At 70.7% G+C, this 26,230-nt stretch carries 12 protein-coding genes, 1 pseudogene and 1 riboswitch; of the genes and pseudogenes, 5 read left to right on the forward strand and 8 right to left on the reverse strand.

Features of this window, described 5'->3' with window-relative positions:
- Positions 1 to 20: 20 nt before the first annotated feature.
- Positions 21 to 6,116 (reverse strand): OmpA family protein, encoded by a 6,096-nt coding sequence (locus tag FZO89_RS06935; RefSeq protein WP_149102557.1) that lies wholly within the window; start codon positions 6,114 to 6,116, stop codon positions 21 to 23.
- A 337-nt stretch (positions 6,117 to 6,453) separates the two neighbouring features.
- On the opposite strand from FZO89_RS06935, the gene FZO89_RS06940 reads away from it, so the two are divergent.
- On the forward strand, positions 6,454 to 7,800 hold the full coding sequence (locus FZO89_RS06940; RefSeq protein ID WP_187471066.1) for a sensor histidine kinase: 1,347 nt from the start codon (positions 6,454 to 6,456) through the stop codon (positions 7,798 to 7,800).
- Positions 7,801 to 7,830: 30 nt separating this feature from the next.
- On the opposite strand, the gene FZO89_RS06945 is transcribed toward FZO89_RS06940, so the two are convergent.
- Together FZO89_RS06945 and FZO89_RS06950 are read right to left on the reverse strand one after the other, a co-directional pair.
- Complete coding sequence (locus FZO89_RS06945; RefSeq protein ID WP_149102559.1) at positions 7,831 to 8,547, reverse strand: response regulator transcription factor; 717 nt, start codon at positions 8,545 to 8,547, stop codon at positions 7,831 to 7,833.
- A 123-nt stretch (positions 8,548 to 8,670) separates the two neighbouring features.
- Positions 8,671 to 10,581 (reverse strand): diguanylate cyclase domain-containing protein, encoded by a 1,911-nt coding sequence (locus FZO89_RS06950; RefSeq protein ID WP_149102560.1) that lies wholly within the window; start codon positions 10,579 to 10,581, stop codon positions 8,671 to 8,673.
- Between the two features lie 101 nt (positions 10,582 to 10,682).
- On the opposite strand from FZO89_RS06950, the gene FZO89_RS06955 reads away from it, so the two are divergent.
- Positions 10,683 to 12,083 carry a sensor histidine kinase gene (locus FZO89_RS06955; protein WP_149102561.1) on the forward strand — a complete coding sequence of 467 codons (1,401 nt, stop codon included), beginning with the start codon at positions 10,683 to 10,685 and terminating at the stop codon, positions 12,081 to 12,083.
- Between the two features lie 191 nt (positions 12,084 to 12,274).
- Here FZO89_RS06955 and FZO89_RS06960 read toward each other — a convergent pair whose 3' ends face one another.
- From FZO89_RS06960 to FZO89_RS06970, 3 genes and pseudogenes are all read right to left on the reverse strand, one after another.
- Positions 12,275 to 14,899: a TonB-dependent receptor plug domain-containing protein gene (locus FZO89_RS06960; RefSeq protein WP_149102562.1), complete on the reverse strand. Its 2,625-nt coding sequence runs from the start codon at positions 14,897 to 14,899 to the stop codon at positions 12,275 to 12,277.
- Positions 14,900 to 15,044: 145 nt separating this feature from the next.
- Positions 15,045 to 16,001: pseudogene (locus FZO89_RS06965) on the reverse strand (helix-turn-helix domain-containing protein); the annotation flags it as partial.
- A 45-nt stretch (positions 16,002 to 16,046) separates the two neighbouring features.
- The gene (locus tag FZO89_RS06970) at positions 16,047 to 18,221 is read right to left on the reverse strand and encodes a winged helix-turn-helix domain-containing protein (RefSeq protein ID WP_187471068.1); all 2,175 of its coding nucleotides are present in this window, start codon (positions 18,219 to 18,221) and stop codon (positions 16,047 to 16,049) included.
- A 544-nt stretch (positions 18,222 to 18,765) separates the two neighbouring features.
- Between FZO89_RS06970 and FZO89_RS06975 the strand changes: the two genes are divergently transcribed.
- The gene (locus tag FZO89_RS06975) at positions 18,766 to 19,131 is read left to right on the forward strand and encodes a hypothetical protein (RefSeq protein ID WP_149102565.1); all 366 of its coding nucleotides are present in this window, start codon (positions 18,766 to 18,768) and stop codon (positions 19,129 to 19,131) included.
- A gap of 70 nt (positions 19,132 to 19,201) precedes the next feature.
- Here the strand turns inward: FZO89_RS06975 and FZO89_RS06980 are convergent, their stop codons facing one another.
- Both FZO89_RS06980 and thiC read right to left on the reverse strand, forming a co-directional pair.
- Entirely contained in the window at positions 19,202 to 19,795 is a 594-nt protein-coding gene (locus FZO89_RS06980; protein WP_149102566.1) for a DUF4136 domain-containing protein, read from the reverse strand.
- Positions 19,796 to 20,221: 426 nt separating this feature from the next.
- Positions 20,222 to 22,099: a phosphomethylpyrimidine synthase ThiC gene (thiC, locus tag FZO89_RS06985; protein WP_149102567.1), complete on the reverse strand. Its 1,878-nt coding sequence runs from the start codon at positions 22,097 to 22,099 to the stop codon at positions 20,222 to 20,224.
- Positions 22,100 to 22,170: 71 nt separating this feature from the next.
- Positions 22,171 to 22,278, reverse strand: a riboswitch (TPP riboswitch).
- A gap of 458 nt (positions 22,279 to 22,736) precedes the next feature.
- Between thiC and thrA the strand changes: the two genes are divergently transcribed.
- Entirely contained in the window at positions 22,737 to 25,295 is a 2,559-nt protein-coding gene (gene thrA / locus FZO89_RS06990) for a bifunctional aspartate kinase/homoserine dehydrogenase I (protein ID WP_149102568.1), read from the forward strand.
- Positions 25,292 to 26,224, forward strand: coding sequence for a homoserine kinase (locus FZO89_RS06995; RefSeq protein ID WP_149102569.1), 933 nt, complete (start codon positions 25,292 to 25,294; stop codon positions 26,222 to 26,224). Before thrA ends, FZO89_RS06995 begins: the two co-directional genes overlap by 4 nt.
- Positions 26,225 to 26,230 lie beyond the last annotated feature (6 nt).

The raw sequence follows: 26,230 nt of genomic DNA on the forward strand, positions 1-26,230 counted from the left end.
CTTCATGGTCCGGATCCCCCTTACCTGCGTTCCGTGCCGACGGGGGCCGCCGGATCGCTGCTTGCCTCGACCCGCACCTTGGCGCGGACCTCCGGACTCAAGCGCTGCGCGAGCGCCTGCTGCACCGCGCTGGCGCGTCGCAGTCCGAGCGCGGCGTTGTAGGCGTGCGAGCCGCGGACGTCGGTGTGTCCGACGATCGCCACCACGCCGCCGCCGAGTTGCTCGAGCCGTCTCGCGACCGCGTCGAGCAGGTCTTCGAACTCGGGCCGGATCCGCGACTGGTCGGTGTCGAACAGCACCGTGCCCAGCAATGCGCCGCCGGCATCCACGCCCGCGACCAGGCTGTGCGGATCCTCGACGCGCGTGCGCAGGACCACGCTGAGGCCGGCCTGCGCCTCGGCCGCCACCTGCGCCTGCAGCGCATCGCGCACCGCGGCCGCGCGGGCGAAGGCCAGGCCCTCGCTGTCGCCGTCGGCGGTGATCGCCACCTCGCCACCGCGATGGCGCTCGAACTGCTCCGCCATTCGCGTAATCGCCGGCAGGTAGGCCTCGCGCACCTCGGTGCTGCCGGGGGCGAAGATCACCTCGCCCAGTTCCAGTTCCACCCGGCGCTCGCCGCCCGGCAGCACCTGCACCGGCAGTTGCACGCCGAAGTCGAAGCGCACCGGCAGGCCCGGGGTCACGCGCCGCACCAGCGGATTGGCGGTGGTGAACGGCGTGCCCGGCGGCAGCGTGGCCGGATCGACCTTGAGGATGAAGTTGCGGCCATGGCCCCAGTCGCCGCCGTGCACGTCGGCCAGGTGGTAGCGGCCGTACTGGTCGGTCTCGATCAGCACGCCCTCCACCGATGCGATGCGCACGCCGGGAATGCCGCGCTCGTCGATGCCCGCATTGGAGATGACGTAGGCCACGTCGAACCCGCCTTCCACCGCGGACACCACGCGCTCGACCGTCGGCTCTGCCGCGTTCAACCCCTTCGCCGCCTCGCCGCTGCGTTCGAGCGTGGGGTTGCCGGCGGCGTCCATGCGCAGGGTCACGCCCTGGGCGCTGCTCAGCACGAAATCGCCGGTGAAATCGGCCGAGCGCAGGCGCTGGCGGATCACCACCTGGCGCGCCTCCACCGGGTCGGCTTCGGACTGCCGCGCCGCGATCGCACCCACGTCGATGCCGTGCAGCAGCGGTGCGCTGGCATCGGCCACCGGCTGCGGACCGTCGCCACGATCGATCGTGGTCGAACCGGCGACGTAGGCCGCGGGCGCGAAGCCGCCCTGCACGCGCACGTCGCCCAGGTCCGCGCGATCCTGCCAGCCGTCGCCGTCGCGATCGTCGAAGACCGTGCCGAAGACCAGACTGTCGTCGAGCAGCGGATCGGCGTCGAGCGCGACCTGCGCGGTGGCGACGTTCGAGATCGGCGTGTTCGCCCCGTCGACCGCGACCGCTTCGTTGACGTGCGTGCCGGCGCGCACGCCGGCGCCTACGCGCAACAGGTAGACGATGGTCGCCTGCCCGCCGGCCTCGATGTCGAGCCCGCCGATGCGCAGCGGATACCGCCCGTCCAGGGTGAAGGCACCGTCGCGGTCGGTCACCGCCATCGAGCCCTCGACGTAGCTGAAGCCGTCCGGCGGGGTGTCGACGAGGGTGGCGCCGGTCACGTTCACCGCACCGATGTTCTCGACCGCCAGGGTGTAGCGGACCAGGTCGCCGATCGCGACGTTGCGCACGGCCACGCTCTTGACGATGCGCAGCAGCGCGTCGTCGGACAGCTCGTGCCGGGTTTCGCAGACGGTGCATTCGGGCTCGACGTCGCTGGATTCGCCCACCACCACGTTCCCGACGCTGCCGCTGGCGTCCGCCGTGACCGTGGCCGGGTAGGTGAAGGCGTAGTCGCCCGGCACGGTGCCGGTCGGCAGGGTGCAGACCACCGTGGCGCCCTGCGCGGCGCAGCCCGCCGGCAGCGCGCCCAGCGCGAGGCCCGGCCCCGGGGTGTCGACCAGCCGCACGTCGGCGCGCGTGGCGGAGTTCTCCACCGTCGCCGTCAGCGTGTACTCGATGACGTCGCCGACGCCGACTTCCTGGTCCTCGCCGGGCGTCGCCTGCTTGGCGATGACGATCCGCGGTTCGACCAGGGGATGCTGGGTATTGCAACTGCCGCACGTCGGCGGCTGGCCGCCGGTGCCGGTGCCGCCGCTGGCGGCGACCACGTTGCTCACGATGACGGTCGCATCGGCATCCACCGTCGCCGTGTAGGTCAGCGCGTACGTGCCCGGCAGCGTGCCCGCCGGCAGCGTGCAGGTCAGCGTGCCGGTGCAGGCGAACGCGCCCGCATCGGTCACCTCGCCGAAGCTCAGGCCCTCGCCCAGGGTGTCGTCCAGGGTCAGCACCTCGCGCGTCGACGAACGTTCGACCGTCGCCTGCAGGGTGTAGGTGATGACGTCGCCCGCACGCACCGGGGTGTCGCTGCCCGGATCGGAGGACTTGGTCACGGTGACCACCGGCGCGATCACGTCGTGTTCGGTCGCACACGTGGTGCACTCCGGTTCCGGATCGCCGCCCGGCGGGTTGCTCGCCGTCACCACGTTGCCCAGCGTGCCGGCCGCATCGGCGTCCACCGTTGCGGTGTAGGTCAACGCGTAGGTCCCAGGCACCGTCTCCGCGGGCAGCGTGCAGGTCAGCGACCCGGTGCACGCGAACGCGCCCGCATCGGTCACCTCACCGAAGCCCAGGCCCTCGCCGAGGGTGTCGACCAGCGTCAGCACCTGGGTCGTGGCCGAGTGCGCCACCGTCACCGTCAGCGTGTAGGCCAGAGTGTCGCCCGGCGAGACTTCGCTGCCCGGCGCGGGATCGGACGACTTCGCCACCGTGATCGAGGTCGGCAGCACTTCATGCTCGGTCTCGCACGTGGTGCATTCCGGTTCGGGATCAGAACCGCCCGGCTGGTTGCTGGCTGTCACCGCATTTCGCAACGTGCCGGTCGCGTCGGCATCGACGGTCGCGGTGTAGCTCAGTGCATACGTGCCCGGCAGCGTGCCCGCCGGCAGGGTGCAGGTCAGCGATCCGCTGCAGGCGAACGCGCCGGCGCTCGTCACTTCTCCGAAGCCCAGGCCTTCGCCCGGCACGTCGACCAGCGTCAGCACCTCGGTCGTGGCCGAGTTGGCGATCGTCGCCGTCAGGGTGTAGGTCAGGGTGTCGCCCGGCGCCACTTCGCTGCCCGGCGCGGGATCGGACGACTTCACCACCGTGATCGAGGTCGGCTCCACTTCGTGCCGGGTCGAACAGGTGGTGCACTCCGGATCCGGATCGCCGCCGGGCGGGGTCGAAGGGACCACCACGTTGCCGACCGTACCGGTCGCATCGCCATCCACGGTCGCGGCGTATTCGAACGTGTGCACGCCGACCGCGGCACCGGCCGCCAGCACGCAGGTCACCACCTGGCCGCTCGCCGTGCAGCCGGCCGGAAATGCGCCTTCCAGCGTGAGGCCCGCGCCCAGGGTATCGGTCAGCGTGATCGCTTCGGTGGTCGCGGCGTTGGCGACGGTCACCGCCAGCGTGTAGTCGATCGTCTGGCCCGGGGTCACGGTCGCACCCGAGGCCGGGTTCGAACTCTTCGTCACCGTGGTCGCCGGGGTCAGCGGATGTTCGGTTTCGCAGCTCGTGCACTCCGGATCAGGGTCGCCGCCGGGCGGGGTCGTCGCCACGACCACGTTGCCGACCGAACCGGTCGCGTCGGCATCCACGGTCGCGGTGTAGTCGAACGTGTGCACGCCCACCGTGGCACCGGCCGCCAGCACGCAGGTCACCACCTGGCCAGCGGCGGTGCAGCCGACCGGCAGCGCGCCGTCCAGCGTCAGGCCCGCGCCCAGCGTGTCGGTCAGCGTGATCGCCTCGGTGGTGGCCGCATTCGCCACCGTCACCGCCAGCGTGTAGTCGATGGCCTGACCCGGGACCACGGGCGTGCCCGCGGCCGGCGTCGAACTCTTCGCCACCGACGTCGCCGGGGTCAGCGGATGTCCGGTTTCGCAGCTGGTGCACTCCGGGTCCGGGTCGCCGCCCGGGGGTGTCGTCGCGACCACTACGTTGCCGACCGAACCGGTCGCGTCGGCATCCACGGTCGCGGCGTAGTCGAACGTGTGCACGCCCACCGCGGCACCGGCCGCCAGCACGCAGGTCACCACCTGGCCGCCGGACGTGCAGCCGGCCGGCAGCGCGCCGTCCAGCGTCAGGCCCGCGCCCAGCGTGTCGGTCAGCGTGATCGCCTCGGTCGTCGCCGCATTGGCCACCGTCACCGTCAGGGTGTAGTCGATCGCCTGGCCCGGGCTGACGCTGGTACCCGGGGCCGGCGTCGAACTCTTCGCCACCGAAGTCGCAGGCGCCAGTGGATGTCCGGTTTCGCAGCTGGTGCAGTCCGGATCCGGATCGCCGCCCGGCGGCGTGGTCGGGACCACCACGTTGCCGACCGTCCCGGTGGCGTCGCTGTCGACCGTCGCGCTGTATTCGAAAACGTGCGGGCCCACCCCGGCGCCTGCCGCCAGCACGCAGGTCACCACCTGGCCAGCCGCGGTGCAGCCGGCCGGCAACGCGCCGTCCAGCGTCAGGCCCGCGCCCAGCGTGTCGGTCAGCGTGATCGCTTCGGTCGTCGCCGCATTGGCCACGGTCACCGTCAGTGTGTAGTCGATCGTCTCGCCGGCGCTCACCGGGGAGCCGGAAGCCGGGCTCGAGGCCTTCTCCACCGAGCTCGCGGGACCGAGGGGCGTGAGTTCCTCGCAATCGTTGCCGGCCGCGGTGCAGTCGATCGAACCGTTGGGGAAGCTCACCGCATTGGCGATGCTGGTGACGTTCGCCGGCAGGGGATCGTCGACCTGCACCACGAAGTCCAGCACCGCGCTGCCGTTCGCCGGCACGTTGAACGCGCTGGTGTTGGTGCAGGCGCTGCCGGTGCAGGTGAAGTCGTTGCCTGCGGCCACGTAGGCGCTGTTGGCCGGCACGGTCTCGGCCACGTCGCCGGCGAACAGCGTGCCCACGGCGCCACCGGCGTTGTCGATGGTGATCGCGTACGACAGCACGTCGCCCGCGGCGACCGCCGCACCGTCGACGTATGGCGCACCGTTCACTTCGGCCAGCGTCTTGACCACCGACAGCTCGGCCTGGGCGATCTCCGGGAATGCACAGGACGCCAGGTCGCGGGAACCGTTGGCGCTGGTCGGCGCCTGTGCCGCCAGGGTGCCCGTCGCCGGGTCGTAGGCGTAGTACTGGCTGGGACTGGAGTTGTTGGCCACGAACAGGCGCCCGTCGTCCGCGAACGCCACGCCCGCCCACTGGATAGTCGACGGCTGCCCGTCGAGCAGCGGCCGCGTCTGGCGGGTGGCCTGCGGGCTGCCCGGCGTCGAGAAATCGATGCGGTACAGGTCCTGTCCCGCGGCGATCCAGCCGAACCCGTCGGCATCGAAGGCGACGTCGCCCGAGCCCGGATCGGTGGGCGCGAAGTCGTACTGCAGGTTGCCGATGTCCTGCGCGCTGTAGCCGAACCCGGTCGCGTCGGCGGTCAGCCGGATCACCACCGGCGAAGAACCGCTGGCGATCAGGTAGCCGACGCCGTCGGGCGCCATGCCGGCACGCGGGAAGTCGCTGCTCGACAGCCCGGAGGCGAGCGCCTGGTACCAGCCGCCGTTGTCGGCGTCGTAGGCCCAGATCATCGAACCCGTGGTCGCATGGAACAGCATGCGATCGCGCACCGGATCGATCATCAACGCGTTGACGTTGCCACCCACCGTCGGCAGCGCCAGCTCCGGCACCGTCGCATCGGACGCCGCGCCGGGTTCGTAGCGCGAGATCTCCACGCCGTTGACGAAGCTGTAGATCGCGTTGGAAGTCGCGCTTCCACCTGGCGCGGTGCAGAAGCTGTAGGGCGCGGCCGCCGAGACCGTGACCGTCGCGCCGTCGGTGTTGTTGCCGGGATCGGTATCGGTGGTGCCCTCGGGCGCCGCGACCGTCGCCACGTTGGTGAGGGATGCCGATTGCGCGAGGACCGGCGATGCCGCCAGTCCCGCGAAACCCGCGATCAGCGCCAGCACCACCCCTGCGGCGGCCGCCCTGGCCTGCCCGTAACCGTTCGAAAGCACCTGCAACCCCCTAGGAAAGTCCGCGGCAAGCCAGCGCACGGATGTGCGTGGATGCCGCCCTTCGCCATGCGCATGACGATCAGGGGCGAGCAGTCCGTTCCCGGATACCCCGCAGATGCGGGGTGCTGGATCCCCCTGATCCGGACTCGCGGCGCGCGTCAACGACTCATCGCCCGGATGGCGACGCCGAAAGTGCGCGCACTGTAGAAACGCATCCGGCCGCCATCAATCGCGGTTTGCTCACGTTTGCTCACATGGCGTGAGTTACGTACCGGCGCATTTGCGCAATCATTCCCGCCATCCACACGGGAGACGACGCACGATGGTGTTGGGCAAGATGAGGCATTGGCTGCAGGTCCCGGCGATCGCCGACCCGGTCGATCGCCGAAACGCGCCGATGCTGCAGGTGATCCTGCTGGCGCTCGGGACCCTGCCGCCGGCGCTGTGGCTCTACCGCATCCTCGGCACGGACATCGCCTGGCGGCCCGGGGAAACCGTGAGCCTGTCGGCCAGCCTGCTGATCAGCGGCATCGCGCTGTGGTCGGTGGTGCTGATCCGTCGCGGCCGGTTCCAGTGGGCGATCCGCCAGCTGATGACCCTGGTCGCGGTCATCCTCGTGGGCTCGTATGCGCTCAGCGGCCTGGGCGCGCACATGTTCGAGATGCCGGTGCAGGTGCTGTGGCTGTTCGTCGCCGGGATGATGATCGGGCGCAAGGCGCTGTGGGCCATGTACGGCGCCATCGCGCTGGCGCTGATGCTCGGTGCCGGCGCAGACGTCAGGAACGACGTCATGGAGGCGAGCCACGCCTTCGGCGACGCCGTCATCCGCTGCGTGATGTTCCTGCTGATCGCGCTGGTGATCGATCGCAGCGTCGCGGCGCTGCGCGAAAGCCTGAAGGAGGCGCTGGCGCACGGAGCCGGGCTCGAACAGGCCAACATCCGCCTGCGCGACGAGATCGGCGCGCGCGAGCGGGCGCAGGCGCAGTTGCTGCACGCGCAGAAGATGGAAGCGGTCGGGCGCATGGCGAGTGGCCTTGCCCACGATTTCGGCCACCTGCTGACCCTGGTCAACGGCTACGCGGCCAATGCCCTCGAGGCCGACTCGGCCGGGGAGCGCGCAGCGGCGCTGGATGGCGTGCGCTCCGCCACCGCCCGCGCCAGTGCGCAGGTGCGCAAGCTGCTGCATTTCGGCAGGCGCGACATCGCCTTTGCCGAGACCTTCGACGCAGCCGGGACACTGCGCGAAATCGAACCCATGCTGCGCCAGACCCTGGGCGCCGCGATCCGCGTCGATCTGCAACTGCCCGACTCGCAGGCGCCGATCCGGTTCGATCGCGAGCAGTTCGTGCTGGTAATGCTCAACCTCGCCGCCAACGCCGCCGATGCGATGCCCGACGGGGGACGCTTCTCGGTGGCCGCGCGGGTCGTGGACGCCGCGACACTGGAGATCCTCGTTGGCGACGACGGCAGCGGCATTCCCGAGCCGCTGCGGGAGCGCATCTTCGAACCGTTCTTCAGCACCAAGCCGGCCGAGCACGGCACCGGGCTGGGGCTGGCGGTGGGCCGCGACCTGGTGGAGGCCGCGGGTGGCAGCCTGACGCTGGATCCCGCCGCGCGCGGTGCAGGGGCGGTGTTCCGCATCCGTTTGCCGATGGGCGGACGGGAGCTCCCGCCGCACACGTGACCCTCGCCGCCTGCGGCGGCCCGGGCGCGCCTATCGTTCGAACAGGTAGCCCACGCCGCGCACCGCCTTCAGCGGCAGGGCCTCGCCGGACGCGTCCATGCACTTGCGTCGCAACCGGTAGACCAGCATCTCCAGCCGGTGCGGATCGAATCCGTCGACGTCGCTGGTCAGGTGCGCGATCAGCGTTTCGCGGCTCACCGGCTGGTTCGCACGCGCGGCCAGGATGCCCATGATCTGGCGCTCGGCCTGGTTGAGCGTCACCGTGGCGCCGGAAGGCGCCGACAGCGACCAGCCGTGGCGATCCAGGGCCCAGCTCCCCTGGCCGGGCGCATCCGGCGCATCGCGACCCTGCTGTCGCCCCTGGACGTTGCGCAGCGTCTCCACCACCTCCTCCATCTCCAGCGGCTTCACCAGATAGGCGTCGATCCCCGCGCGCAGACCGCGCATGCGGTCGGCGCTGCGGCCATGCCCGGTGCACATCACGATCCCCAGCGAGGGCGACAGCCCGCGCAGGTGGCGCGCGATCTCCACGCCGTCGTCGTCCGGCAGCCCCACGTCCAGCAGCACCAGATCGAAGGGAGAACCGGCCCACATGCGGTAGAACTGCAGCGCACTCTCGAGGCCGACAGCGTCGAACCCGGCCCTGCGCAGGGCCGGCAGCATGATCTGCTCGCGCAGCTCCGCGTCGTCTTCGACGACTGCGAGACGGGTGCCGAGCGGCGTCTGGCCGACCTGACCCGCCATCATCCCTGAACGCGCGTGCGCGGGTGGATCGCCTGCATCACCACGGCCGCATTCCGTGGCGACCCGCCGCAGCGATCCCGGCCATCGCCGTTGCCGGCACCGACCGGGCGTCGCCCGTCGCCACGCTCATGCGGGGGACTTCCTGGCGGCATGCGCCGCGCCGCTGTCCGCGTCCGCCGCCCTGGCCGACCAGTCCATCGCCCGGCTGGCCTCGCCCGCCAGCACTCCCGTGGCCAGCGCCGCAGGCACATCGTCCAGCGCGCGCGCCGCGTCGCCGTCCGCTGCCACCCCCCAGAGCCCGGCCCATGCATTGCCGCCGGCACACTTGGCCACATGCAGTGCACGCTCGGCGGCACGCATCGCATCCCGCCAGTCGCCGCCACCGCCGACGAACAGTGGCAGCGAGGCCACGCCGATGGATACCGAAAGTGGCGGTGGTGGCGCGTCCCGGCCATCTCCGACCTGCAGTCGTTCGATCTGCGCCCGCAGGTGCGCGGCGAGCGCGAACGCCGCCTCGGGCGAAGTGTTCTCGCGCAGCACCAGGAACGCGCCGCCGTCCCAGCGTGCGACCACGTCGCCGGCATCGCAGGATTCGCGCAGGCAACGCGCCACCGCCGCCAGCACGCGATCGCCCGCGTCGTGGCCCTGGCGGTCGTTGATCGCCCGGAAACGGTCGATATCGATCAGCAGCAGCGCGGCGCGCGCCGCATCGTCCGTCGCCATGGCCTCGATGTGACGGGCGGCGCGATGGCGGTCCGGCAGTTGCGTCAGCGCGTCGGTGGCGCTGAGCGCTGCCAGCGCACGTTGCCGGCGTTGCGCACGGGCAAGCAGCAGCAGCGCGACCAGCGCCAGCACCGCCAGCACGACGATCGCGACGTCGCGCCACAAGGCGTCGCGTGCCTCTCCGGCACGGCCGCCCACTTCGGCCGGTGCCAGCTCGCTGGCGGCCCGTGCCTGCAGGCCCGCCAGCCTGCGCGCCGTGGTCCCGCGGTCGATCGCGCGACCGAGCTCGCGCGATCGCGCCGCGTGGCTCGCGGCCGCTTCGCGCTGTCCGAGCGCGGCGTGCACATCCGCCAGCAACCCGAGCGCATCGCGCTGTTCGGCAGTCAGGCGCGCCTGTTCGGCAATGGCCAGGGCCTCGCGCGCCGGTGCCAGCGCCTCCTGCGCGCGATCGAGGTCGAGCCTCGCGCGAGCCAGCCGCTGCAGGGTCACCGACTGACCCGCTACGTCGTGGCTGGCGCGCTGGCGCGCCACGATGTCGGCGAACTGCGGTTGCGCCGCAGCGGGGTCTCCGCGCAGGCGCAGCAGCTCCGCACGGTGACTGGCGATGCGGTCGCGCAGGCCCGCGAATTCAGGGGCGGCGGCGGCATTCGCGGACTCCGCCAGCATCGTGTCGGCCTCGTCGTGGCGACCGATGACGAGCAGGGTATAGCCCAGGTCGTAGGCCACCACGGGATTGGGGCGCGCACCCGAACCGGTCAACTCGCGATAGAGGTCGTACGCCTGGCGGAAATACGGCAACGCACCCTCCGGATCGTCGAACTCGGAGGCACGCACCTGCCCCAGGAAGCGCAACGCCTCCATCTGCATCGGCAGGATGCGCCGCTCGCGCGCGCCGTCCAGCACCGACTCCTGCATCGCCAGCGCTTCATCGAGGCGTCCCACCCGCACCAGCAACCCCGGCAGCCGCGCCTGTCCTTCCAGCCGGCCGATCGGCGTCACGCCCGGCGCCTCCAGCAGCGCCAGGGCCGCATCGATGCTGGCGCCACCGGCCTCTCCGCGACCGGACAGCACTTGCGCCGCCGCCAGGCACGCGGTGGCGATCAGGCGCTGGTCGGGCGAGGTCCCGGAAGCATCGAGCACCTCGCGGGCGGCGGCTTCGGCGGCGTCGGGCTGCGTCCCGACCTGGCGCTCGCAACGCGCCAGTGCCTCGGCTTGCGAGGACAAGGGAAGCACCGTCTGTGCCGCAGCGGCGGCACTCGCCACGAACAGGATCGCCGCCAGCCATGCGGCGCCATGTGGGGAACATCGCACCATCCAGCATCCTTGTGTCGGGGACCGGACGAGGTGCCCGCAATGCCACAACTATAATACCCATCCGCGGCGCAACGCCCGTCCTCGCCGGCCGACACGATCCCGTGCACGATTCCGACTCCACCGGCCGCTCCGATGCACGTGCACCCCGGCTGCTGCAACGCTGGCGTGCGCTTGCGCGGGTCGATCCGGCCGATCGCCGCAACGCATCGATGCTGCAGGCCGTGCTGGTGGCGTCCGCGCTGTTCCAGCCGGTGAGCCTGGCGCTGGCGTGGGCCAGCGCCGTCGGTGTCGACGCGATGGCGGTGGGCATGTCGATCGTCAACATGGCGATGCTGCTCGCCAGCCTGGCGTTGCTGCGCCACGGCGCCTTCGTCGCGGCGGCCCGGCTGTTCGTCGCGGTCACGCTGGCATTGCTGACCGCGGCCTATTTCCACTGGGGTCTGGCACCCCAGGCGCCGCAGCAACTGCTGCAGCTGGTGCCGGTGCTGATCGGCGGAGCGCTGCTCGGCCGCCGGGCGATGTGGACGACGGTCGCCTGGCTGGTAGCCCTGGTCGTGGTCGGGGGCTGGCGCGATGCGGCGGTGCTGGCCCACCGTCCCGACAGTCTGCTGGTGCTCGGCAGCCGCATGCTGGGCAGCATCTTCGGCTTCGTCATGGCCGCTTTCGTGCTCGACCAGGCCCTCGCCGGCCTGCGCGAGAATCTGGCGCTGGCGCGGCGCCGCGGCAACGAACTCGCCGCCGCGCGCGACCGCCTGCAACTGGAAATGCAGGAGAAGGAGCGACAGCGCGACCAGCTGGTACACGCGCAGAAGATGGAAGGCGTGGGCCGCCTGGCCAGTGGCGTGGCCCACGACTTCAACCACCTGCTCACGCTGGTGCTCGGCCATGCCGCACGCGGCCGCGCCAGCACGACCCTGGACGACGCGCACGGCGCATTGCTCGACGTGCAGTCCGCGGCACGCCGGGCCGCGGCCGTCAGTCGCCGGCTGCTGGACTTCAGCCGCATGGAGGATGCACGGCCGGAAGTCTTCGATCCCGCCGCCGCAATCGAGGAGATGCGTCCGATGCTGCGTCAGCTGTTCTCCGCAGGGACCCGCCTGGAATTGCAGTTGCAACCTTCTCCCGGCCTGGTCCGCTTCGACCGCGCTCAGTTCGAGCTGATCCTGCTCACCCTGGCCGCGAACGCCGGGGACGCCATGCCCGTGGGCGGGCGGTTCCAGGTCGCGCTGACCGCCGCCGGTCCGGACATGATCGGCATCTCGGCCCGCGATGACGGCCACGGCATGGACGCCGACGTGCGCGAGCGCTGCCTGGAGCCGTTCTTCACCACCAAGCCCAGTGGACAGGGCACCGGCCTGGGCCTTGCGGTGGCCGCGGGCCTGGTGCAGGCGGCCGGCGGCAGCATCGCCATCGACAGCGCGCCCGGCCACGGCACCAACGTGCGCATTGCCCTGCCCCGGGCGGGCTCGATCGACGCGGAGCGGGGCGTGCCGACGGCGTGACCGGCGCCTTCCGCGCCGCTTCCCCCGACCCGGGAGCCCGGCAACCGTATCCGTTCGGCCCGCGATGGCACCCCCGTGCTGCCGGCTCCTTCTGGCGCCGGGCAGGACGCAGGTGGTCGCGAAAACACGAAAGCCCCCGGGACCGGGGGCTTTCGGTTCGACGCATCACGGATCGCCGTGGCGACGCCGGATCAGAACCTCTGCGCGTAGCGGAAGTAGACCGTGCGGCCGTAGGCGTCGTACAGATCGAAGTTCCAGGGCCGGTTCTCGAAGCCCACCAGCTGCGGGTACTTGTCGCCGGCGTTGTTCACGCCGAGGGTGACGGTACCGTTCCAGGGCATCTCGTAGCTCGCCGAGACGTCATGGGTGGTGTAGCTGCCGACGCGCGTGTTGGCACCGCCGGCCAGGAAGCCGAAGGCCGGCACCGTGCCCGGGTTCTGCTGGTCGCCGATGTAGTTGACGTTCCAGTTGGCGCTCAACTCGCCCCAGCTCCAGGTGTTGCGCAGGCTGGCACGGGTGTCGGGCGCGGTGACCCAGCCGAGACGGTCCTTGACCGTTTCGCCGTCGGTGACGGTGTAGTCGAGCACGCGCGCGACCTGCAGCCAGTTCTCCAGCCGTCCGGCGGCGTCGAGGTCGAACCGGGTACGCAGGTTCAGGTCCAGGCCGCTGGTTTCCAGGTCGCCTTCGTTGGCGAACGCGGTGTTGATCTCGCTCACCGAACCGTTCGCACGCCGCAGCACCGAGGTGCCGGCAGGCAGCGGCATGCCGGCGTTGTCGAAGTTCACCAGTTCCTGGAACTCGATCTGCCGGATCCGGTCCTCGATCTCGATGTTGTAGTAATCGAGCGTCAGGTTCAGCCAGTCGGTCGCGTCCCAGGCCATGCCGATGCTGTACTGCCTGGAACTCTCCGACTCGAGCGCGAGGTTGCCGCTCGAATAGCTGTCGACCTGGTAGGAGACGACGTCCTCGTCCTCCGGTCCGTCGGCGATGTTGTCGTTGTTGGCGTCGCCGCCGCACTGCGCGGGGGTGAAGCCCGTCGCCACGCAGGTGCGGAAGTCCTGCACCTGTTCGGCGGAGAACGCGCGCTTGGAATAGATGAAGGTCAGCGGCGGTGCGCGGAAGCCTTCGCCGGCGGAGGCGCGGAAGGTCAGGTTGGCCAGCGGCTGCCAGCGTGCCGATATCTTGGGCGAGACATCGCTGCCGTAGTCGCTGTAGCGGTCGTAGCGCGCGGCCAGGGTGAAGTCGAAGGTGTCCACCACCGGGAACAGCCATTCCGCATAGGCCGCGTAGACCTCGCGATCGCCCGCGGCGGAGTTGCCGGAGGAACCGGCGACCACGCCCGCCTCCGACAGCGAGTCGTAGATGTCGGCGTAGTCCTCGGTACGGTATTCCGCGCCGAAGGCGAGCACGGAGCTGCCGCCGCCCATCTGGAACAGGTCGAGCGTGGCATTGGCGTAGAGTTCCTCGACGTCGAACCTGCCGTCGCGGCTGGTGGTGGCGGTGAATCCCTTGATCACTTCCTCGGAATTGCCGAACGGGTCGAACAGGTTGTAGGAGCCGTTCGCCGCGGCGGCCTCGGCCAGCGGCGTGACGATGTAGCCGCGGCCGATCTCCTTGAAGCTGGCGTCGCTGCGACGCAGGCCGAAATCGACATACAGCCGTTCCGTCGCCTGCCAGTTGAAGCCGAAGTTGAAGTCGACCACGCTGTTGTCGACGAAGTTGTCGCGGTTGCCGGCCGCGGCGTAGCGGTGGTAGACGAAGGCGCCGAGGCCGTCGCCCGGCACCGGGTCGTTGGGCGTGCCTTCGGGAACGAACAGCACGCCGGGCGTCGGCGCGTAACGGCCGAAGCTGTCGGCGGCGCTGTAGCTGGCCGAGGTATAGACCGACCAGTCCTGGTTGATCTGCCAGGTACCGCGGGCGAACAGCGACTTGTTCTTGACCGAAGCCTCGTTGGCGGCGATCGCGTTGAAGTCGAACACGCAGTTGGCGCCGTTGCGCCAGAAGTTCGGGTCGTCGCAGGCGTAGCCCGGCAACGCGCCGCCGGCCGCGCCTTCCTCGCCCGGCTCGGTCTCGCTCTCGAAGTAGAAGTTGTTGCCGTAGATCGAGCCGCCACGGACGTCGCCGCCGATCTGGTCGCGGGTGAACACCATGTCGCGCGAGTTCATCGAGGCGCCGAGCAGCAGGCTGCCGCGATCGGACGAGGTGCCGAACACCACCGAGGCCTCCTCGGTGTCGCCGCCCTGGACCTTCGGCGTACCGCGGCCGTAGCGCAGCTCGGCGCCTTCGAAGTCGCGGCGCAGGATGATGTTGACCACACCGCCGATCGCGTCCGAACCGTACAGCGCGGAGGCGCCGTCGGACAGGATCTCGATGCGCTCGACCGCGGCCAGCGGGATGGTGTTGAGGTCGGCGTTGGTGCCGGTGGACGGCGCGTACGGGGCGCGTCGGCCGTCGATCAGCACCAGGGTGCGGTCCGAGCCGATGCCGCGCAGGTCGACGTCTGCCACCGCCTGCGCCGAGCTGCCCGAGCGCGGCCGGAAGTTGCCGAACGAGGAGAACGTGGTGTCGCGCAGCAGATCCGACACCGAGACCTTGCCGCTGGCGTCGATGGCCGCGCGGTCGATCACGGTGACCGGGTTCGCCCCTTCGATGTCGGCGCGCGTGATGCGCGAACCGGTGACCTGGATACGGTCGAGGGTCTGCGTGCCCTCGCTCGCCGCGTCCTGTGCGAACGCCGGCATCGCCGGCAGCGCGCAGGCGATGCCGAACGAAAGCGCCGCCAACCGGCAGCCCGGCAGCCCGAAATTGGATGTCATGATGGGTACTCTCCGAATAATCGTTATGGGTGCGTTAAACGCACCCGAGACCTTACGGAGCTCAACCCGCGCTTGCTTGGCGCGCCATGTCGGGTGTGTTTGCGTTTCCTGTCCGTCCGTTCGCGTTGGCGAGCCGGTACAGCGATGGCGGCATCCCGTGCTGGGCACGGAACGCGCGCGAGAAGCTGCAGTTGTTCTCGAAGCCGCAGGCCGCTCCGACCTCGCTGACCGACAGCCGCGTGCGCCGCAGCAGCTTCGCCGCCGAACGCAGGCGCAGGCGCGCCGAGGCGGCCTGCGGACCCTCGCCGTAGAGTGCGTGGAAGGTCTTGGTGAAATACCAGACCGAGACGTTGCTCAGCTCGGCCAGCTCGGCGATGCGCACCGTGCGTCCGAGGTGGCCCTCGATGTGCAGCCAGGCGCGCTGCATCCGGCTGAACACCTGGCGCTTGCGACGCAGCGAGCGCCCCGGGCAGCGATCGACCATCTCCCGGTACGCGTGCTGCTGTGCGGCGAGCAGGCGCAGCACCTGCCCGAGCAGGTGGCGGTCGACCTCGCGCAGCGCCGCTTCGTTGCGCGCGAACGCCGCGCAGCGTCGCCACAGCCGCAGCGCATCCGAGCGCACGCCACGCGCGACTCCGCCGAGCCCGGGGAACACCACCACCTGCGCCGACTGGTGCAGTTGCGTCTGCATCGACGCGGTCATGGCGATGCCCACCAGCAGCGCGCCGGCGCCGGCGTAGACCGTGGGACGGGCGTCGCGTTCGAGCGACAGCCACTGGCCGCGGCCGAGTTCGAAACGGCCCTCCCGGCACTCGACCTCGGCTTCGCCGCGCAGCACCAGCCACAGCGTGGCGACCGGGGTCGAGACCACCAGGCTGCCGCCGCGGCTGAGCAGCATCAGGGCCGGTGTTTCATCGCATCCGGTTCGAGCGGCGAGTTCGAGCGCGGTACCGCGATCGCTCCAGGTGGTTTGCATCTGCATGGCCATTTCCTTGGGGGAGTCTGGCCACCTGTTTGACCCGTTCGGGTCCGAAACACAGGAACGAACGCCGAAATTTTGCCGAGATTGCGCCGCCGCGCATCCGAAAGTCATGCATCGCATGCCGGAACCATGACTTTCGCCATGCCTCGGGGAGACCTGCCACCATCAGCGAGGTACGCGCAGGCCCTGCGGCAGGGCGGCCCAGCCGATGTCGATGTTCTGCGACATCGGCAGTCCCAGGTACAACCACTCGCCGGCGCCGTCGACGCTGGGCGAGCCGGCGATCGCGCCACCGTCGCGCGACACGCAGGCGCCCGCGCTCCCGGCCTCGAGCAGCGGCCGCCAGCTGGTCGCGCAGCCGCCGCCCGGCCCGTTGTAGAACAGCCGTCCTCCGAACACGCCCCAGTGCCGGTAGTGTTGCGGGGTCGGGTCATCCGCCGAGACCCGGGCGATCTCGCGCAACGCGGGATCGGCGCGCCACAGCCCGACCTTCGACGGCCGGGTGAAGTAGATGTCGCCGCCGGTCGCGTCGTAGCGGGCCACGGCGACGTCGTCCACGGACGCGATCTCGCGCCAGTCGCCGCGCGTGTAGAGCACCAGGCGGATCCGGCCCTGGCCGCCGTCGACGCCCACCAGCAACCGGTCGGGATCGCCGGTGTAGGCCGCGAACACGGGATGGGCGTCGGGAACGTCCAGCCACTGGACCCCGCCGCCGACATCCACCTCGAACAATCGGTCGCCTCCGGCGGTCTTGCCCAGCACCAGCAGGGTCCGGCCATCGGACGACCACACCGGCAGGTGGCGCGGGACCGGGCGCAGCCCCTCGATCGCGCGCAGCGTGGCCGGCTGCCCCACTTCGCCCAGCCACAGCTGGACCGCCATCGTCCGGTCGGAAATGAAGGCCAGGGTGCGGCCGTCGGGCGAGACCGCGGGCAGCATGTCCACGCCGCTGGATTCGAACACCGGTTCGATCGGCGGCTCGCGCGCGTCGCCGTCGATGCGGACGCGGAACAGGCCGCTGCGCGACTGGTCGATCTCGAACACCATCGACCACGCCCGCGCGGCCAGGTCCGGATGCACCGCGTTGCCGGTCGACAACGTCGGCAGCGGTTCGATCGAACCGTCCGCGAGCCGGTAGAGATACAGGCCGGCTTCGCTCGTGACGTGGCTGAACACCAGTCCGCTGCCATCGGGCAGCCAGTCCCAGCCGCGGATGTCGCCGCCCAGGTGGGTCAGGCGCCGGGGCGTGCCCCCCGCGGCAGGCATCAGCCACAGGTCGGCGAGCGAGAGGTTGCGACGGAACGCCAGCCAGCGTCCGTCGGGCGAGTAGCGGGGCATGAGGTCGACGTCGCCGTCGGCGATGCCGTACTCGAGCGCCTGCCAACGGCCACTGGCGAGGTCGAGCCGCTGCAGCGGCGCGCTGGCATCCTCCGGCGCGCGCAAACCGCCCATCACGATCCCGCGTCCGTCCGGCGTCCAGTCGAACATCGAATACGCCTGCCGGAGGCAGGGACCCGCCTCCCGCGGCTCTCCACCGGCGGCAGCGACCACCATGACCCGGCAGTCGCCCTGCGACACGCGCACGAACGCGATGCGCGCGCCATCGCGCGACCAGACCGGCATCACGTCGGAGTGTCCCGGCCCGGGCGCGGTCAGGCTGCGCGCAGACACCTGCGCGACCGACTGCAGCATCAGCGAGCTTCCCTCGCCCTGCGCGCCGGTCCGCGCGAAGGCGACCGTCTCGCCGTCCGGCGAGAGGGCCGGCAGGCGCTCCTGGCCGGGGGTCGACGTGATCGCGCGGTACGCGACGTCCGGCGCGGCCGATTGCGGACCGGCCTGCTCCTCGATCGGCGCGGCATCGACCACGGAGCGCTTCGAGAGCGCGAGGACCACCGTCAGCAGGGCCGCGGCGGCCAGTGCCAGTATCGGCCAGGCGATCCGTGGTGCGCGGCGCGGCTCCGCCGCCGGTGCCGGCACGTCGGCACCTTCACCGGCGTCATGGTCGGGCTGCGGCAACGACGCCGCGGCTCGCGGCGCCAAGGCGGGTGCAACCGGGTCCACGTCTTCCGCCAGCCACTGCGCCTCCGCGATCAGCCGGTACCCGGCCTTGGCGATGGTTTCGATGTAGCGCGGCGCATCGCGGTCGTCGCCGAAGGCCTTGCGCAACTGCGCGACCGCCTGGGTCACGACGTCGTCGGTCGGCATCGTGTCCGGCCAAACGCGCTCGAGCAGGGTGCTGCGCGCGACCACCGTGCCGCGCTGTTCGACCAGCACCAGCAGTACCTGCATCGCCTTGACGGTGATGCGCAGCGGTTCGCCGCCATCCGGCCGCGACACCATGCGCCGCATCGTGTCGACCTCGCAGTCCAGGACGCGAAGCCGCGGGGCGGTGGCCGCGATCACGGGCGCGCGACCGCGGACGGCAGCCGCGTGCAGCCAGGGTTCGAAACGGATTGGGTGTCGTCGTGCATTCCCGTGTCCACGGATCCGGGTCGCCGGCGCCCGTCCATTCATCGCAGTACCTGCATGAAGCGTGGCACCAACGCCGATCGCGCGCATGTGTCATTGGTCTGGCTTCGCCGCGCGCCGACGTGCGCCGGCGCACGCCTTGCGCACCCATCCGTGGCGCCGGTCGGGATTCGCGTCCGGACACGCAACCGCGCGCCCGGGATCGCATCCGGCCCAGGTGAAACCGTCCGCATCACGCAGCCGCCGCACGACCGGTCACGCCAGGCCTCGACCGCGTTGCGGGAGTGGCGGGCTTGCATCGTCTGGCGTGAACGCCTGACGCAGGTCACCTGCACTTGCAGCAGATTCGCGGCACGCATGCGGTCCGTAGCCTTGCTCGCGTGGTCCACACCCGCCACGCACAAGAGGTCACGTCATGAAAGCCATCGCCATCCCGTTCGCCACACTGCTGTTCGCCGCGCACCTGCTGCCTGTGGAGGCGAGGCAAACGCAGGCACTGTCCGAATGCGTTGCGCTCTCGGCCGGGCACCAGGGCACGCGCGTGTCCGGGAAACAGTTCCTGCTCAAGGACGGGGACGCCCACTACAGGGTCCAGTTTGCCGGCCATTGCGACGCCGTCGCGCGCAGTTCGAAGATTCGAATCGAAACACAGGGGCAGCTCAACCAGCTTTGTCCGCAGGAAACGTCGGTACGCACAAGCAACGCGAGCTGCAGCGTACGCTCGGTTGAAACCATCGGCGCGGAAGAGTACGAACGTCAGGCGCGCAGAAACCGGCGCTGATCAGGCGGATCCGTCTACGGAACGCGGGTCCGCCGTGCGCGACGCACGGCGGACCCATCGATACGTTTGTCTATTGCGGTGCCGGCACCGAGCCGGCGCGATACGGATACTCGGCGAAGATCTCGGCCATCGTGCTGTCGATGCGGGCGTTGCGCTCCGCAGGATCCTTCCCGCGCGAGACGCGGCCGACCGCGATGCCCTCCCACACCAGGCGGTTGCGCGCAGCATCGACCAGGTCGACGTTGAGCGTTCCCTCGGTGTAGCGATAGACGTCGGTACGATCGCGCCAGTACGGCACCACGTAGTAGCCGCGCGCGCGGTAGCTGTAGTAGTAGGCGTAGTCCACCGTCGGCATGGAGCTCACATCGGTGCGCTGTTGCGCGTATGCGTTGATGTTGAGCCACAGGTCCGGCTGTTCGCTGGTGAAGACGTAGCCACGCGCCTCCATCTGCGCGCGCGCGGCCGCCTTCATCCGTTCGCTGGCCGCCGAACTGTAGCCTTCCTTCTCGATCGCCAGCGGCGAGTAGAAGCCGAAGCTGCGATAGCGGCTGAAATCCGCCTCCGGATCCGCCTCGGTGCTGATGCGTGGACCGGTGGCACAGCCCGCCAGCAGAAGGGCGACCGCCAGCCCCACCACCCAAGTCGAGACGCGGAACGCTTTCATGGCCAATCCCTCCTGTCTGTCGGGACGACGCTAGCACGCAGCCGGCTACGCCGGATGAACGTGCTCGCCGGGGCTACGGGCGGCACGCGGCGCCCGACGGGCGGCGACCGCGTGCCGGAAAACCGACAACCTGTGCACACCGGCTGCACCTCCCGTGCACACCCCGTTGAACCAACGTCGGCCAGACTGTGCCCACAGACAACGTTCCGCACGCTCGCATCGGCTCTCTCTCCCGGTTCGAATCCTGGCGCCGCTTCTCCGCGGCGCCTTTTTTTTCGGTCGGCCCGTGAGGACGCGGATCGGGCGATATGGCCGCTGCCCGCACGGCACCGCTGGACCCCCAGTAAGCCTGCGATCCCGGGCCGCTGCGCACCGGGTGGCCCGGACACCCGTCCGGGCGCGCCGCCGGGCCGGCCCGCCCAGGCGTCAGCCGGGCCGGTAGACCTCCGCCCCCTGTTCCCGGAACTCGGCCGACTTCTCCTCCATCCCGGCCCGCAACGCCTGCGCCTCGTCCATCCCCTGCGCCGCGGCGTAGTCGCGCACGTCCTGGGTGATCTTCATCGAACAGAAATGCGGGCCGCACATGCTGCAGAAGTGCGCCAGCTTGTGCGCGTCCTTGGGCAGGGTCTCGTCGTGGAATTCCCTGGCCTTCTCCGGATCCAGGCCGAGGTGGAACTGGTCTTCCCAGCGGAACTCGAAGCGCGCCTTGCTCAACGCGTTGTCGCGCACCTGCGCGCCGGGATGGCCCTTGGCCAGGTCCGCGGCATGCGCGGCGATCTTGTAGGTCATGATCCCGTCGCGCACGTCCTGCCGGTTGGGCAGGCCCAGGTGCTCCTTGGGCGTCACGTAGCACAGCATCGCGGTGCCGAACCAGCCGATCATCGCCGCGCCGATGGCGCTGGTGATGTGGTCGTAACCGGGCGCGATGTCGGTGGTCAGCGGCCCGAGCGTGTAGAACGGCGCCTCGCCGCACTCGCGCAGCTGCTTGTCCATGTTCTCCTTGATCAGCTGCATCGGCACGTGGCCGGGGCCTTCGATCATGGTCTGGACATCGTGCTTCCACGCGACCTTCGTCAGCTCGCCCAGCGTTTCCAGCTCGCCGAACTGCGCGGCGTCGTTGGCATCCGCGATGCAGCCGGGGCGCAGGCCGTCGCCCAGCGAGAAGGCCACGTCGTAGGCCTTCATGATCTCGCAGATGTCCTCGAAATGTTCGTACAGGAAGCTCTCGCGATGGTGGGCCAGGCACCACTTGGCCATGATCGAACCGCCGCGCGAGACGATGCCGGTCACGCGCTTCGCAGTCAGCGGCACGTAGCGCAACAGCACGCCGGCGTGGATGGTGAAGTAGTCCACGCCCTGCTCGGCCTGCTCGACCAGGGTGTCGCGGAAGATCTCCCAGGTCAGTTCCTCGGCACGTCCGTCGACCTTTTCCAGCGCCTGGTAGATCGGCACCGTGCCGATCGGCACCGGCGAGTTGCGGATGATCCACTCGCGGGTCTCGTGGATGTGCTTGCCGGTGGACAGGTCCATCACCGTGTCGCCGCCCCAGCGGATCGCCCAGACCAGCTTCTCCACTTCCTCGGCGATCCCGGAACTCACCGCCGAATTGCCGATGTTGGCGTTGATCTTGGTCAGGAAGTTGCGGCCGATGATCATCGGCTCGCTTTCGGGATGGTTGATGTTGTTGGGCAGGATCGCGCGGCCGCGCGCGATCTCGTCGCGCACGAACTCCGGGGTGATGAATTTCTGGATGCTCGCGCCGAAGCTTTCGCCCGGATGCTGGACCAGCAGCCCGGCATCGCGCACCGCGTCGAGGCGCTGGTTCTCGCGGATGGCGACGAACTCCATCTCCGGCGTGACGATGCCGCGCCTGGCGTAATGCATCTGGCTGACATTGGCGCCGGCCTTCGCGCGCCGCGGCAACAGGCGGTTCGGGAAGCGCACGGCATCGAGCTTCGCGTTGTTCTCGCGCGAGCGGCCGAACTCGGAACTCAGCGACGGCAAGGCCTCGGTGTCGCCGCGCTCCGCGATCCAGCGCGCGCGCAGCGCCGGCAGCCCCAGCGACAGGTCGATGCGCGCCTCCGGATCGGTATACGGCCCCGAAGTGTCGTACACCGTGACCGGCGGGTTGTCCTCGCCGCCGAACAGGGTCGGCGTCTGGGCCAGGGCGATCTCGCGCATCGGCACGCGCAGGTCGGCGCGCGAACCTTCGACGAAGATCTTGCGCGAGCCGGGAATCGGGCTGGTGACCGACCCGGACAAATGGTCGGTCTGCTGGATCAGCGAGGCGGGCACTGCGTTCATCGGCATCGTCCGGTACGCCGGCCGCGAGGGATTCGCAGGCCGCGAACGAAGCGAAGGCGCAACGGCGTGACGGGTGCCGTGGCGAAGCTTCCCTACGCCGGTCTGAACCGGATCAGGTTCGAAGGGACTGTCTCAACCTGCCGCCGGCATGCCGGCGGCGGGTACCCCCGCTTCACTGTCTATTAGACTCCGGCCGCGCGCCGCGCGCCACCCGCCTGCGACCCCACCGACGCGCAAGGCAGGCGCGGCTGCAGGCATCCGCGGGAGGTGCCGGATCGCTTGCTGCGCCCGTGGACGCCGGCCTGGGCCGTTCCGGCCATCGCCACGCTGCGGCGTGCGCCCGGCGATGGTTGCCGACGCAAGCGAATTGCCGCCTTGACGCGCCGCATCATTGTCCGGTATTCATGCCGGCCATGCCGAACGCAGCCGCCACCGCCGCCATACGCACCGACGCCGCACGCCGCGGTTCGGTTGCGGTTGCGGTTGCGACGATTTTCGCCACCACCGGTACCATTCGGACCGGGGTGCGGACGCGCGTGCAGGACTGATCACCACGCCGCTCCGCACCCGATCCGGGTGCGGGCCGCACGGCTTCCCACCCGACCGGACGCGGAGCCCCAACCGGAGCTTCCCCAGCATGTCGTCCGCGCCGTCCCAGACCCTTGGCGATGCCGTTTCCTCAGCTGCCTCGTCGGTGCTCGCCGCGCTGCACCCGGCGACCGCCACCCGCGTCCACAAGTTCGGCGGCAGCAGCGTCGCCGACGCCATCCGCATCCTGTCCCTGGCACCACTGGTCGACGATGGCGCGGACGTGCGCGTGGTCGTGGTCTCGGCGATGGCCGGCACCACCAACGCCCTGGTCGCGATGGCAACCCAGGCCGCTTGCGGCCAGGACTGGAGCGCGGACTGGTCCGTCCTGCGCGAGCGCCACCTGCTGGCCGCGGACGCGATCGACCCCTCCTCCCGTCATGGCCTGCGCGATGCGGTCACCCGCGACTTCGACGGCCTGCGCGACGACCTGCTGGCGCTGGCGTCCGCGACCGGCGACACCGCGCCGCTGGTCGCGCAGGTGCACGGCCTCGGCGAGCTGGTGTCCTCGCGCCTGGTGCAGGCGGCGCTCGGCGGCGAGCCCGCCGGCTGGCAAAGGCTCGATGCGCGCGAGGTGCTGGTCGTGCATCCGGGCGAAATGGGCGCCGGCGTCGAATGGGATGCCTCGCGCGAGCGTTTCGCCGACTGGCGCGCCCGCCACCAGCCCATCCGCGTCGTGGTCACCGGTTTCATCGCCCGCGACCTGGCGGGCCGCAGCACCACCCTCGGACGCAACGGCAGCGATTACTCCGCCGCGATCTTCGCCAACCTGTTCGACGCCGGCGAGCTGGTGATCTGGACCGACGTCGACGGCGTGCTGTCGGCCGACCCGCGGCTGGTGCCCGATGCGGTGTGCCTGCCGTCGATGACCTACGCCGAAGCCTGCGAACTGGCCTACTTCGGCGCCAAGGTGCTGCATCCGCAGACCCTGGCGCCGGTCCAGTCGCGCGGCATCCCGCTGTGCATCCGCAACACCCTCAACCCATCCGCGCCCGGCACCCGCATCGTCGAGCGGCTGGAGCATGGCGACGACGACAGCCTGGTCAAGGGTCTCACGATCGTCCGCGAGATGGCGGTGCTCGAGCTGGTGGGCAACGGCATGGTCGGCGTGCCGGGCACGGCGGAGAAACTCTTCGCCGCGCTTCACGGGGCCGGCGTCTCGGTGACGATGATCTCCCAGGGCTCGTCCGAGCATTCGATCTGCTGCGTGGTACGCGCCAGCCAGGTCGAGCATGCGCGCGCCACCGTCGAGGCGGCATTCGCCGATGCCATGGCCGACGCGCGCACCCAGGCGGTGAACGTCACTCCCGGCATCGCCATCCTCGCCGCGGTCGGCGACGGCATGGTCGGCATGCCCGGCGTGGCGGCGCGGCTGTTCGCGGCGCTGGCGCAGTCGCGGGTGAACATCCGCGCGATCGCGCAGGGCGCGAGCGAACGCAATATCTCAGTCGCCATCGCCGATGCCGATGCCACCCGCGCGCTGCGCGCCGCGCACTCCGCGTTCTGGCTGTCGCCGCAGACGGTGTCGGTGGGCGTAATCGGCCCGGGACAGGTCGGCCGCGCGCTGCTGTCGCAGATGGCGGCGGTGCTGCCGAAGCTGCGGGCCGCCTCCCAGGTCGACCTGCGCCTGCGCGGCATCGCCAACAGCGGCTACATGGCGCTGGACCATTTCGCCATCCATCCCGACGAAGCGGTCGCGCGCCTGACCGGGATGACCACCCAGGCCTTCGATGCCGACGCCTTCGCCGCGCACGTTCGCGCCGAGCACCTGCCGCATGCGCTGATCGTCGATTGCAGCGGCAGCGACGCGATCGCGCGACGTTATCCCGAATGGCTGGCGGCCGGCATCCACGTGGTCACGCCCAGCAAGCATGCGGGCAGCGGCGACTGGTCGCGCCATGTCGCGATCCGCGAGGCCCAGCGCAACGGCGGCGCCCGCTTCATGTACGAGGCCACGGTCGGCGCCGGCCTGCCGGTGATCCAGACCCTGCGCAACCTGCTCGATACCGGCGACGAGCTCGAGGCGATCGACGGCATGCTTTCGGGCACGCTGGCGTGGCTGTTCAACAGCTACGACGGCAGCCGGCCGTTCTCGGCACTGGTGCGCGAGGCACGCGAGCTCGGCTACACCGAACCCGATCCACGCGACGACCTCTCCGGCCTCGACGTGGCCCGCAAGCTGGTGATCCTCGCGCGCGAGGCGGGACAGGCACTCTCGCTGGACGACGTGGCGATCGAAAGCCTGGTGCCCGCGCACCTGCAGGAGGTATCGCGCGACGAATTCCTGGCGCGGCTGGAGGAGCTCGATGCGCCGATGCAGGCGCGCCTGGACGAGGCCAACGCAGGCGGGCTGGCCCTGCGCCACATCGCGCATCTGTCGCGCGGCAACGGCGCCCGCGTCGGCGTGGTCGCGTTGCCGGCCGCGCACGTCTGCTGCCACACCCGCCTGACCGACAACCTGGTGCAGTTCACCACCGCACGCTACGCCAGCAATCCGCTTGTGGTGCAGGGACCGGGCGCCGGCCCGCAGGTCACCGCGGCCGGCGTGTTCGGCGACGTGCTGGCGATCGCGCATTCGCTCAGCAACGGCATCGGCGCGCACGCATGAGGACATCCGCGAGTGCGTTCGCGCCGGCCAGCGTCGGCAACATCGGCGTCGGCTTCGACCTGCTGGGCCACGCGGTCGACGGTCCGCGCGACGTGGCGACCGTGCACCGGATCGACGAGCCGGTGGTGCGCATCGAGGCGATCCACGGCACCATCGCCGGCGTCGAGCAACTGCCGCTGGAGCCCGCGCGCAACACCGCGGGCGGCGCACTGATCGCGCTGCGCCAGGCGCTGGCGCTGCCGTTCGGCTTCGCCCTGACCCTGGACAAGGGCATCCCGCTGGGCTCCGGGCTGGGCGGTTCGGCCGCATCCTGCGTGGCTGCGCTGGTCGCGGCGAACGCGCTGCTCGATGCACCGCTGCCGCGCGAAGCGCTGTACGGGTGCGCGCTCGCCGGCGAATCGATCTCGAGCGGCAGCCGCCACGGCGACAACGTCGCGCCGATGCTGCTCGGTGGCGTGGCGCTGGCGACCGCCACCCGCGCGCTGCGCCTCGATGCCCCGGACTGGCTGCACGCGGTGGTGGTGCACCCCGACCAGATGCTCGAGACGCGACGCTCGCGTGCGGTGCTCGCCGAGCCTTACCCGCTGCACACGGTGGTCGAGCAGACCTCGCACCTGGCCCAGTTCCTGCTCGGATTGCAGCGCGGCGACGCGGCGCTGATCCGCGACGGCCTGCACGACGTGCTGGTCGAGCCGCGGCGCGCACCGCTGATCCCGGGCTTCGCGCAGGTGAAGGAGGCGGCGCTCGCGAACGGGGCGCTCGGCGCCAGCATCTCCGGCGGCGGCCCCAGCGTGTTCGCCTGGTTCGCCTCGAAGGCGGAAGCCGATGCCGCGGCCCCGGCCATGCGCGGGGCGTTCGTCGAGGCCGGGTTCGAGGCGCGTGCGTACGTGACCCCGGTCAACGCGCCACGTGCCGAGGTGCTTTCCTGACCGGAC

This window comes from Luteimonas viscosa (assembly GCF_008244685.1).
In the GTDB taxonomy this organism is placed as follows: Bacteria; Pseudomonadota; Gammaproteobacteria; order Xanthomonadales; family Xanthomonadaceae; genus Luteimonas; species Luteimonas viscosa.